Genomic DNA, 11,793 nt, shown 5'->3' with positions numbered 1-11,793 from the left:
CCTGATAGCTGTCGAGCTGTTCCTCGGAGCTGGTGGAAACACGGCAGTAGGGCGCTACCCGCAGGCGCTGTTTGCGGATATCCTTTTGGTTGTGCTTGGGATCTGCGGGAATCACCGTGACTTTTCTCACTGCGCTTTCGGGCACTTTGCATCCTCCTTTCCATCTGCTTCAAGGGATTTTCCGTTGATGAGCTGCAAGCGGAGACCGCCGTGGGCGGTAAATTGGATTTCCTGTACTGCGGTTGTAAAAAGCTCTCTGAGAAGTTCCGCATTGATAGATTGTGTGAGGATTTTTTCCTTCAGTCTCTGCATCTGATAATAAGGCATAGAATCAGGCAGTCCGCTGTATTGCTCGGCGGCACAGGCCAGTATCAGCATTTTGGTGTACTCCGGTCCCGGCTCCGCTTTGTTCAGCTCCCGGATGACCTCGTTCTGGATGCGTACCGCCTCCAGCGTCGTCTCATTTGTATTTTGCGGCAGGGACCATTCTAAGAGGCTCGGGGTCTGCGCCAGCACATCCAGCCTTTCGGATAGGGCTGTGCGGATGTCCTCGTCCTCTATGTAACGGCGGTTGGTACAGCCCTCCTTTTCGCAGTACCAGCGGGGCTTTCCCCCAGCTCTGGTATCGCGGAGCATCCTGCCACCGCACACGCCGCAGACCGCCTTTTCACGGATGGGCTTGATGTAGTCCGGGCAGGGTGTATAGGTATTCTTTTCTCCTCTGACAAGCTGGGCCTGCAGAAAGGCTTCCGGCTCAAGGATGGGGGGATATTCCTTTTCCCCAAGATAGCGTTCGTTTTCAAGGATGCGTTTAACCATGTGCTTGTTCCATTCAGTCGTGTGGCTGTGGTAACGAAGCCCCTGGCGCATCATTTCAGCGGCAATTTTGCTGTAGGCCATGCCGTCCGCATAAAGCCTGAAAATCTCTTTGACCGCCGCCGATTCTGTGGGGCTGCATTGTATCTCTCCCTTTTTCATGGTGTACCCGAAGGGGATTTTTCTCTGCCATGCCATATTACCGCACCGTCCTTTCCATGGTTTCTTTCAGCATCAGCCCGTTGTAAAGGCTTATACTCATCGCCGTTTCCGAAGAGATGGTGATGCTCTCCACCAGCGTTTCAAACACTTCCTCCGTGAGTTCCTCCAGATATTCGGGGCTGTCCTCCAGATAATCCAGCATGGCTTGGGTGGCTTTGATTTGGCTGTCCTCACCGTTGGCCTCCATGATGCGGCGGCGTTGACGGCGCAGCTCCCGGAGCTTAAAGTCAATTTCGCCGGTTTGGGATAAATAAAGAGCAGAATCTACGTATCCCTTCGACTTGAGTCGAACAAGAACGAGATTCTGCTCGGTGAGCTGGGCGATTTCTTTGTCGATATCATTGATTCTGCGGTTGGAGCGAAGCTCCTTTTCCCGAAGCTCGGTCAGCTGAGATAAGACCGGGGACAGGATTTGCGCGCGATGCCGTTTCAGCTTGTGGTACATGCGGAGGATTGCCATGACAATCTGTTCCTCCGGTATCTGTGAGGTGGGGCAAAGGTCTTTATCACGGTCATGCCTCCGGCAAGTCCAGTAGACCTTTTCATTGACGCTTTTTCTGCGGAACAGGGTTCCGCAGCCTTCACAGCGGATTTTCTTTGCCAGAAATGCGGAGGAAACCGTTCCGTTTGTCTGCCTCCGTCGGCTTTCCATCAACGCCTGCACCCGCTGAAAGTCCTCCTTGGAAATAATCGCCTCATGGCAGTTCTCTACAAAATATTTCGGCTTCTCACCCTTGTTGCGCACCTGCCGGAACGGGATTTCGTTGGTGGCGAAGCTCTTTTGCCAGAGCATATTTCCGGTGTAGGCGATGTTGGTGAGGATGTATGCCACTGTGCTTGGGTGCCAGACAGTTCGCCCCTTGGTGCGGGGGACGTCTGCCTTGTTCAGATCGTCTGCGATGTCACTCTTTCCCTGACCGCTGAGATAAGCGGCATAAATGCGGCGCACCACCTCGGCCTGTTCGGGGATAATCATCAGGGTGCGCCCCTCCAGTCGGTAGCCGTAAGGCTCGGACGGCGAGAGGTAGTCGCCCTTTTCCATGCGGATGCGGACGCTGATCCGCATATTGTTTGAGTGGTTCTGTGACTCCATCTGTGAAAAAGCGCCGTAGATGGTGGCGATCTGCTCCGACGTCATCTTGCCTGTGTCGATGTTTTCTTTCTCAAAGTGGATGGAGATGCCCAGCCGAAGAAGCTCCCGCACATACTGGATATATTCTTTGGTGTTTCTCGCAAAGCGGGATATGGATTTGACGAGGACGCGGTCAATCTTTCCGTCCCGGCAGTCCTGAATCATGCGGTTGAATTCATCCCGCTTGCTTGCTACAAGGCCGGAAATTCCCTCGTCAGCGTAAATATCCGCCAACTCCCAGCTCTCCTGCGAGGCAATATGCCGGGTGTAATAATCCACCTGCGCGATGTAGGAGTTCTGTTGATCCTCCGAGTCGCTGCTCACACGGGCATATGCCGCCACACGGAGCTTTGCAATTTGCGGCTTTCTCGCCTGTATCAATGTGATTTTGGGCGGTTCTGCCGATGTTGAATTGGGTTGATACATCTTTTTTCCCTCCTTTCAACGACATACACTACCACACCTCCCGGCATATAGCTACCGAATAGTTGATAATATTCAGAAAACAATTCCGGGACTCAGCAGGGAGCAATAATGGTGGGGCGCAGCCTGCGTTCCAAGTCTTTTTTAACCTGTTCAAGCTCCTTGTTGGTCATGCCCTTGACGGCTGCAAGCCGTGTGAGCTGCTGCAGGGCGGCAGCGTACATCAGATTATCGGATATCTGTGCGTTTGTCATGGCGTTTCCCTCCCTGATAAAATAGGCGCCGGAGCAAGCCCGACGCTGATTGCCAGTGCCTCATCAATTTTTTTCATTTCTTGCGTATCCAGCCTGCCAACATATTCCCGAAGCCTGCTGCGGTCGATGGTGCGTATCTGCTCCAGAAGCACAAAGGACTCCTTTAAGTGGCCGCAGGCATGACCAATGGCTGCATGGGTGGGGAGCGGTTTTTTCGGCTTCGCGGTAATGGCAGCGGCAATCACGGTGGGACTGTGGCGGTTTCCGATGTTATTTTGCAGAATGACAAGAGGCCGCACACCGCCCTGTTCCGAGCCGACCGTTGGATTTAAATCTGCGTAGTAGATATCGCCTCGTAAAATGACCTTTTGGAACTGTTTCAAATACACACCTCTTTTCCTATGCCGGTATTCTTAATGGCACAAAAATAGGGACCGCCCTGTATGATCTGCTGTGCTGTGAGAGCATCTGCAGGCAGGGCGATCCCCATTGCTTCTGACATTAAGTCTTTTTTCTGTAATAACGGTGCTTAATTCAACACTATTCCCCAAGCACACAGAGCTCTGGTGTATAAGAGCTCAAAAGGCGACGGCCTGAACTGCGGTTGGCTTCACCGCATCATAGGAATCTCACCTCCACCGGGATCTCCGCTGGCTGCCCTCATTGCGTGATCCCCCGATCAAGGGGGGCTGTGACTGGACAGAAGTATCAATATAGGCTGACGGGGTCATTGCGAAACAGGCTGCCACAGCCTGCTTTTCGGACGGATGGATACCGCTTTGCACCTTATTTGGCCGTCTTTGATAGGAGCAGAAAGAAAGAAACAAACGAACAGAAAATGGGTGTTTTCGTTTTCTTACTGCCTGCCTACAGGTGGTCTTGGCGCATCCTCCGGGGTCGCTTTTCCTTTTCGGGGTCCGTCAGCTAACGTATTTAGGTCGTCGGATATGAAATTTTCAAAGAGCAGTGAGGGTGAATAGAAAAACCCCCTCACTACTAAGCCGATTTCGTGAGGGGGTCTACAAAAAAATATTTTTACTTTTCTATCATTTTTTTGAGCTTCAGCCGAATCTGTCGTTCACGGTAGCTGATAGTTTGTTGCTTAATACCGGTTTCCCGCTCCAATTCCGACTGAGATTTTCCTTGAAAGTACAGGGCAAAGATTAAAGCCTGTTCCTCCTTAGAAAGCTGTGCAAGGCATCGGTGGAGCTTCTCCGCTATGAGCTTGTCCACGACCACATCCTCCACACGGGGAGAGACAAGGTCCGGAATCCCATCCTCGCCTGTAGTTTCCGCCGTATCCATGGCACTGTAATAAAAAACGCCGTTTGCCGTATCTCTTTCCTCCAGATAGCTTTCACGGCGCTTCATGCGGTGATAGGTAACATAGACTTCTTCGCTGACCGGCACAAGTTGACCCTGCACTTTGATTCGATATTCTTTTTTCTCTGCCATATGGCTTGTCCTCCGTTTTCTGAAATTTTGATGGTGAGTCAAAATGTCAGAAGCGGAGGAGAGCGGCAGTGAGGAACGATAGCCGCTATATATAAAAACAGACTGTAAAACTCTGTAAAATCCAGTCGTTGTGAATAGATTTTTGTCGAATAAAAAAAGCCAGTAGGCTGCCTATGGCAAACTACTGACTTTTTTAAAGTTGATTTATGAAATTGTATATGTAGAGGGTGACATAGACGAACTGCGCCGTCTTTAACTACACCTCCATGCGGGAAGGTAACGGTTGCTACTCATAGAGATACCTCTTTCTTCCGCGGTGGGCGAAAGCCGGTATCCCGATATCCAAATGATCCGTCAAAAGCCGTAAGAAAGAGCAAAGGCTTGCCCTCTGTTTAGAGAGGGCAAGCCCTGCGCGGTTTTTGGCAGCCAGGCTATCATAGCGTCAAACAACGCCTTAGACCCTATAACTTTGCGCCACCGGCTTTCACCGGGTTTGCCCTTGCTTATTCTGTTGTTTCAAATTTTTGCCATTAGGCTATGTCCTAATATTTATTACCTAAATTATGTGCAAGCGTAAGTATTTAATCTGGCAAACTAATCACCGACACCAACAGAAGTGTTGCCGGAAAGGCTTTCGTCGAATAGCTTGACATTTACTCTGCCATCTGCCGAATCAACTATATACATTTTTACATTTGGCAGAATTTTTTCTAGCGTTTCCAGCAACAGACGATATTTGGTGGTGTCTGCGGTATAGATTGCCGAGTTTTTCTGATACTCAGCCAGCATACTAAGGAATTTTTCCGTATCGCCGGTTGCCCGTGAGATTTGTTCGGCCTTGTATGCTTCTGCGTCGGAAACTGTTTTGTTAGCGTCAGCACGTGCCTGTGGAATCAGGCTGTTGGCATAACCGTTTGCCTCGTTGATGGATGTCTCCTTATCTTCTTTCGCTGTTGTTACATCAAGGAAGGAGGAGGACACCGCGTCGGGTGGAACAATTTCCTGAATGTTGAAAGCTGTAATCTGAATACCCGCATCATAACGGTCAAGTGCCCCCTGTGCCAGTTGCATCACCGCATTTTGCGCTGCTACCTTCTCCGTGCTGAGGATATCGTCCACCGGTGTGCTGGCCATAGCCTGAACCAGTGCTGCTTCGACGCTGTAACGCACAAGCTGCTCACTGTTTCCGTTTACGTTGTAGAGAAATTTGGCCGCGTCGCTGACCTTATAATGGACGATTGCCTGAGAGGTAATTATATTTTCATCTCCAGTCAACAGTTGGATTGCCTGTGGCGCATCATCATCCTGATGAAGGTGATCCGGAAGAGTCATACCAATATCTGCGCGCCGCACTTCCGAAACATTCACTTTTTCAACGGTGTCTATGGGATACGGCAGACGGTAATGGAGACCCTCACTTACTGGCTGTACTTGTGGAGTACCGAATCGCCGAATAACCGCCTGCTCACCGGGGTTGACCACATACAGTCCCGTCAGCAAGTAGATTGCTAATGTTGCTCCAATCACCGACCACACCGCTTTCTTTGGATTAATATGGTGAAAGGCGTTTTTCAGATCAGTTAATACGCTATTCCTTTTATCGGAAGGGGCTTTCCCGCTAAGAACCATGGCTAGCTTCCCCTTGATCTGTGCTGTTTTTTCTTTGAAGGACTTAAAAATATTTTTCTTATTATCACCGGGCTTTTTCGTAGGATCAGACATTTTTCCACCTCAGTTCTGCGAACCGCTCAAATATTTTAAGATCTCTGCCGTGGACGGCAGAATTAGTGTCGTATTGCCGTCAATTGTTTTCTCATAAGTTTCAAGGGTACGGATGAACTCGTAAAATGCAGGGTCCTTCTGGAACGCTTCTCCGTAAATTCGGATTGCTTCCGCGTCGCCTTCACCCTTGATCTGCTGCGCCTGAGCATAGGCTTCGGCTAGAATTACCTGCTGCTCCTTTTCAGCATCCGCACGAATCTTGGCAGCTTCCTCGCTACCCTCCGAGCGATACTTTTGCGCCATCTGCTCACGTTCAGCACTCATACGGTCATACACGCTCTGCTTGTTGGCTTCTGGAAAGTTGAGCACCCGGATCTGCGCGTCGACGACCTCAATTCCATATTCGGCAGCGCGCTCCTTGGCATACACCGTGGTGTCGTTTAAAATGGTGTCCAGCTTGAGTTGTTCCTGATTGGTATTGACGAGTTGATCAAGGTTATATTTACCAAGCTGTACGCCCAGACTGGAGGAGAAGACATCCAGCAGCCGGGATTCTGCGCCGATCTTATCCTTTACCGTTTTAAGAAAAGCCACGGGATCAGTAATTTTCCACGTCCCGTAATAATCCAGAGAGACGCTTTTTTTATCTAAGGTTAGAAGTTCAATCGAGGTTGTTTGATATACCTGAACGCGTTTATCCAATCGTTGAACGGACTGAATAGGATCAGGTAACTTCACCCGCAGGCCAGGTGATTCCACCACACGGATGGGATTGCCAAACTGTGTTACAATCGCAAACTCGGTCGTATCAACTTGATATACGACAAGTGTCAGGAGCAGCAGAAGCAAAGTTGCACCCATACCAAGTAATATTTTTGGTCTAACTGTTTGTTTTTCCTTTGTCATACGACATTCCTCCGTTATTATAAAAATAATATTTGATTACTCTGCCGCTTTTTTGCCTGAAATCCAAAGATCGGCATTATTGATGTTTACATTGCCTCCAAGTAAGATTTTTTGAACATTTGGAAGAATTTCGTCCATCGCTTCCATATAAAGCCTAAACTCTGTTACACGCTTTGAAGTCGAATAGGCTTCCTGACGTTGTGCAAAAAGTGTGGCATCGCCCTGGGCGGTCGATATCTTTTCCTGTTTATAGCTTTCTGCTTCGGCCACCTGCTGATATGCGTCCGCGTTTGCCTGCGGAATGATCGTGTTTTGATACGCCAGCGCTTCGTTTATATAGATACTTTGATCCTGCCTTGCAGATGCCAGATCTTGAAAGCTTGCAAGCACAGCCTGTGGAGGTGCAGCCTCAACTAGCTGAACACTGACGATCTCAATGCCGGTTCCGTTGATATCCATGGCGTTTTGCAGGTCCTGCTTTGCATCAGCCTCAATGCTGGATTTACCCTCCGTAAGAATATCATCGATCTTACGCTCACCTACGATCCGGCGGATGCTTGTGACCGCACTGGATTGAATCAAAGTATCCGAATCGCTGACGTTGAGAATATAATCTGCACTGTTTTTAATCTTATAGTGGACGGACAGATTGATGTTGACCAGATTGGTGTCTCCTGTCAGCAGTTCTTGCGTTCCTGTCTCTATCTTTTCAACGTTTTCGGCATTTACCAGCATTACGCTTTCGAAAGGCGCTGGCAGACGATAATGGATTCCAGGCTGAACAGAGGCGTTAACCACATTACCAAATCGTTGTACGACGCCACTTTCGTCCCATTGAACGATATACACACCGGATAGCAGATACGCACCAAGCAGAAGTGCCCCCGTACTGATTGCTAACTTCTTTCCACCGTGGCCATGGTTATGATGCACATGCTCGCCGCCAGCGGTATCCTCATCCGGGTGAAGCAGCATTCGCAGGTTGGAAGTCAATATTTCATACCCTGAGATCATCAGCAGAACCATTGCAACAATTGCTGCAAGCTTGTCAAGGCTGGGCATTCCAAAGAGGGAACCCAACAAGCCTACAAGGACAGCTATGGAGCAATACATGTCCATTTTGGAGTGATAGCCATCCGCAATCAGACTCTGGGAGTTGGTTTGCTGCCCTACATAGATCTTGTATCGGGCCATAAAGTAGTTGATTGCCACTCCCAAAAACGCCCCAGCCGCCACAAAGGGAACATAGCGCAGCTCTGTTTTTTCTCCGCTGAGTGCATCTGAAAGAATTTCAAGTCCCATGTAGAAGATGAATACGGACACGAAAATGGCGAGGATATGTTCCGCTTTCTTTGTCGCAATCTTCAAACGGTATCCGGCGTGTTTGGCAATCATCAGTCCGCTAAACACAACGCTTGATACAAAAACATCAGTAAAGGAATGCCATGCGTTTGCCGCCAAGCCGATACTGCCGGAGAGGTTTGCCAGGAAGAAACGCAGAATAATCAAAATAATATTTGCAATGATAGTAATAAATATGGTTCGTTCTTTTCGTCCCATGTTGGGCCTCCTTCAAATGGTTGATAGCGCGCCAAGAGCAGCTTCAATGGCAACGGCAAGCTGTTGCTCAGACGGCTCCCGGGTAGTGATACGCTGCAGCCACAATCCAGGTATTGTGAGAATATGCATCAGCTTATTTTCAGGGTTACGACCCGAAAATCGGATAATCTCATACCCAATACCGGCAATGACCGGAAAAAAAATCAGCTTTGTTAACACTCGCTCGAATACACTGTCCCATGTGAAAAACGGAAGAGAGTAAAATAAAATGCCAATTAGGATCATTACAAATAAGAAGCTGGTTCCGCACCTTGGGTGAAAACGGGTATACTTTTTTGCGTTTTTCGGTGTCAGGGGTTCTCCCGCCTCATAACAGGCCACCGTTTTATGCTCAGCTCCATGGTATTCAAAGGTGCGGCGCATATCTGGTACAAGGGACACCAGCCAGAGGTAACCAAGCAGTATGACACAGCGGATCAGACCTTCTGCAATATTTTTGCTCCAAACAGCCTCCAGTAAAATCCATTGCTGTGTCATCTTGATTAGTACAGCTGGAAGAAACATAAATAGCCCCACACTGAGTGCTACGGCGAATACCCATGTTCCGGCAGAGATCAGAAAGTCGCCCGTTTTGGACGTTGACTTCCTTTCTTCCGGCGCTGCCACAGCCTCAGCGGACAGTGCCAAAGCGGTTTGCCCCAACGCCAACATTTGAAAAAAGTTTACGCACCCTCGTACAAGAGGCAGTGCCAGCAGACGGCAGCGCTCCGCTATGGAATGAAACGGAAATGCCTTTGTGTGAATCGTGCCATCTGGAAGGCGTACCGACACCGCATAACGTCCGGCTGTTTTCATCATGACACCATCCAGAACAGCCTGACCGCCTACAGTCCCAAGCCTTTGAAATTTTTCTTGCTTCATGATGACACCTCATTTCCCGACACAGCTTCCTTCATGAGTTGGCGCAGAGTCTTATCATAGACGGTAAAGCCGAATTGATCCAGCAATGTTTGCTCCATATCAGATTCCAATTGCGCGTGTTGTTGCTCTTGCAAATGAGCTTTAATGTTTTCGGAAACTTCCTCAAAGGCTAACTGACGCTTTTCCGTTCGTTCCCGAATCTGCATAATGTAATAGCCACTCGTAAATTCTACGATTTCGCTATATTCACCTACAGCAAGTGAGGAAATTGCCTTACTCATACTTGGGTCAAGATCTCCTTCGTGAAATTCTCCCTGGATCTCTCCTCCATTTTCCGCAGAAGTGTCTTCGGAGTACTGTCTGGCGACAACGGAAAACTCTGTTCCATTCTTCAATGCGGCAAGTGCTTCATCCGCCTTGGTCTTTGCCAGCGCCTTTTTCTCCGCATTATCGCCTTGAGATATCCAAATTAAATTCAGCTGTATTGTCGCTGGTGATACCATGGACTCCAGATTCTCATCGTAATACTGCTGCGCTTCTTCGTCCGTTGTCTCAACCAGCTTATCATCCACTTCTTCCTGGTGAATCATCTGGGAAAGATACTGAATTTTTAGTTCCTCCATATCATGAGAACTTTCGTTACTTGCAGCGTCACCGCTCTCTTCCAGAAGAAGCTCCTGTGCGATAATCTGCTCCACCAACTGCTGCTTTTTTTCGAAGGACGCATAATTTAGTTGGTTTGCTTCCGACAGCTCTAAAAATTCCGTGTAGAAGTCTCCCAGCGTATAGCGGCGGCTGTGAATGGAAAACAGGGTTTCCGTCTTTCGCTGCTCATACTCTTGTGTGGTTCTCTCCTCCAGCAACGTTGAGCGAATCTCCGTTTTCACCGCTGAGAGCGGCTGAATTCCAGCGCTTTTTTTAGACTTTAGCTGCAAAATACTTTGTGATTCGTCGCCGTTATCAATTGGGTCACTGATGTAGCCGACCTTCATAGAAAAAAGTGCTTGCTTCCCGCTGGTGGAGGCATCTTCTTTTGTAATGGTCTGCTCGGATGCCTTGCCACCTTCCGCGAAAGAGGAGGCGACGGAATCGAAGCTTTCGCCGGAGCGGATTTTTCGGATTGCATCTGTGGCGCGGGATGCAGCATCGTTGCCTGTGATCCGGATTTCAGAATAGGTTGCGGTTTCCGATACGGTATAGGCGTCCTGATTTTGCTGATAATACGAGGAAATATCCTGCTCTGTCGGTTCTGTAACCTTGAGAATATCAAAGTTCACCTGCAAGCCTGCGGTTTTTTTAAGTTCCTCAATGTACTGAGGAAAAAAGCTTTCATCCTTTTGGGAGGCAAGCGTCTGGCGAATTTCGTCTTCCACATCTGAGAGCGTTTTCCCTGCATAAGCCGTTTGATTATCGTTATAGTATTGCTGAACCTCCCAACTCGAAATACTGTCAGCCGAGACGTTCTCATCATAAAGCTGCGTTGCATATTGCGATACGGTTGCATCGTTGAGCAAGTCAGACATGGTATGGCGTACATCCTCGCGCTGAAGCATTCCATTTTCTTCTGCCCAGTCCATCACCATTTGTTCCATTGCCAAACGTGCTGTCATCTGTTGATATCCCTCCAACGAATCAATGGGGTGAGACTCGCATTCCTCTGTGGGATCACACTGCGAATGGTCATATCCGTGTGTTGGGCAGATCATGTGATCCATTTCCTTCATATCTTCTTGCGTGATAAAGGCTTTCAGCTCATCTGTCGTAATGTTTCTGCCATTGTAGGTCGCCACCACATTCGGAGCTGGAGGCGTCGGCTCCCGATTCCGCAGAAAGAAAAAAGCACCAGCAACAAAGACAACAAGCATCGGAAGAAGTAGCCATTTGCGGAAAACTGCTCGCCTGAGTGGAGCTGTTTTGATCATTTCCGTATCGAAAAGTGCTCCTGCAAGATCTGTTTCCTTCAGAGATGAATCCTGCTCTCGTTCCGTTTGTTTTTCTTCCTCCTCAGGCTGTGGCAGTGAGGCAGGCAAGGACGGCTGGACTACTTTTTTTTCATCAGCTGGAACGCACTTACTCGAACCTTGATTTCCAATTCCTAACGCGCCAAGAATATCCGCAACAAATGAGCCGCCATTGGTGGAATCCTGATCTGTTTCCACCTCCTGCGGTTCACCTATATCGGAGGTATTAACTTTATCCTTATTGTCTTCACTCATACAAATCTCCCCCCAATCATAGTTTTTCATGAGCATTATAGAAAAAAGTTGTGGGGATTGTATGATTAAAGGCAAAAATAGCATCAGGGGCAACGCCACAATTAGCGTTGCTGTGTTCGTCAAGTAAAAATGTTAGCAAAAGGTCCCCGAAAAGGTTAGCACCCTG

General features: G+C 48.7%; 10 protein-coding genes and 1 riboswitch. All 10 genes read right to left on the bottom strand.

Features of this window, described 5'->3' with window-relative positions; genetic code table 11:
- Positions 1-126 precede the first annotated feature (126 nt).
- The 10 genes from RT018_RS08455 to RT018_RS08410 all read right to left on the bottom strand — a co-directional run bounded on the left by RT018_RS08455 (position 127) and on the right by RT018_RS08410 (position 11,627).
- Positions 127-1,014 (bottom strand): recombinase family protein, encoded by an 888-nt coding sequence (locus RT018_RS08455; protein ID WP_312940998.1) that lies wholly within the window; start codon positions 1,012-1,014, stop codon positions 127-129.
- A 1-nt stretch (position 1,015) separates the two neighbouring features.
- A complete protein-coding gene (locus RT018_RS08450) occupies positions 1,016-2,596 on the bottom strand; it encodes a recombinase family protein (protein ID WP_312940997.1) in 1,581 nt (526 codons plus the stop codon).
- 92 nt (positions 2,597-2,688) lie between these two features.
- Positions 2,689-2,847: a hypothetical protein gene (locus tag RT018_RS08445; RefSeq protein ID WP_312940994.1), complete on the bottom strand. Its 159-nt coding sequence runs from the start codon at positions 2,845-2,847 to the stop codon at positions 2,689-2,691.
- Positions 2,844-3,230: a type II toxin-antitoxin system PemK/MazF family toxin gene (locus RT018_RS08440; RefSeq protein WP_312940992.1), complete on the bottom strand. Its 387-nt coding sequence runs from the start codon at positions 3,228-3,230 to the stop codon at positions 2,844-2,846. Before RT018_RS08440 ends, RT018_RS08445 begins: the two co-directional genes overlap by 4 nt.
- Before the next feature lie 652 nt (positions 3,231-3,882).
- A complete protein-coding gene (locus RT018_RS08435; RefSeq protein WP_312940990.1) occupies positions 3,883-4,302 on the bottom strand; it encodes a sigma-70 family RNA polymerase sigma factor in 420 nt (139 codons plus the stop codon).
- A 418-nt stretch (positions 4,303-4,720) separates the two neighbouring features.
- Positions 4,721-4,810: riboswitch (cyclic di-GMP riboswitch) on the bottom strand.
- An 86-nt stretch (positions 4,811-4,896) separates the two neighbouring features.
- Positions 4,897-6,024: an FtsH protease activity modulator HflK gene (gene hflK / locus RT018_RS08430; RefSeq protein WP_312940988.1), complete on the bottom strand. Its 1,128-nt coding sequence runs from the start codon at positions 6,022-6,024 to the stop codon at positions 4,897-4,899.
- A 9-nt stretch (positions 6,025-6,033) separates the two neighbouring features.
- A complete protein-coding gene (gene hflC, locus RT018_RS08425) occupies positions 6,034-6,930 on the bottom strand; it encodes a protease modulator HflC (protein WP_312940986.1) in 897 nt (298 codons plus the stop codon).
- A gap of 36 nt (positions 6,931-6,966) precedes the next feature.
- Positions 6,967-8,490, bottom strand: coding sequence for an FtsH protease activity modulator HflK (hflK, locus tag RT018_RS08420; RefSeq protein WP_312940984.1), 1,524 nt, complete (start codon positions 8,488-8,490; stop codon positions 6,967-6,969).
- A gap of 12 nt (positions 8,491-8,502) precedes the next feature.
- The gene (locus RT018_RS08415; protein ID WP_312940982.1) at positions 8,503-9,411 is read right to left on the bottom strand and encodes a DUF1385 domain-containing protein; all 909 of its coding nucleotides are present in this window, start codon (positions 9,409-9,411) and stop codon (positions 8,503-8,505) included.
- Positions 9,408-11,627, bottom strand: coding sequence for a peptidyl-prolyl cis-trans isomerase (locus tag RT018_RS08410; protein ID WP_312940979.1), 2,220 nt, complete (start codon positions 11,625-11,627; stop codon positions 9,408-9,410). The genes RT018_RS08415 and RT018_RS08410 overlap by 4 nt, the downstream gene beginning before the upstream one ends.
- Between the last annotated feature and the right edge of the window lie 166 nt (positions 11,628-11,793).

The organism is Oscillibacter sp. (assembly GCF_032060045.1).
Lineage (GTDB): Bacteria > Bacillota > Clostridia > Oscillospirales > Oscillospiraceae > Oscillibacter.
This window is presented reverse-complemented; position numbering and strand designations above follow the sequence as displayed.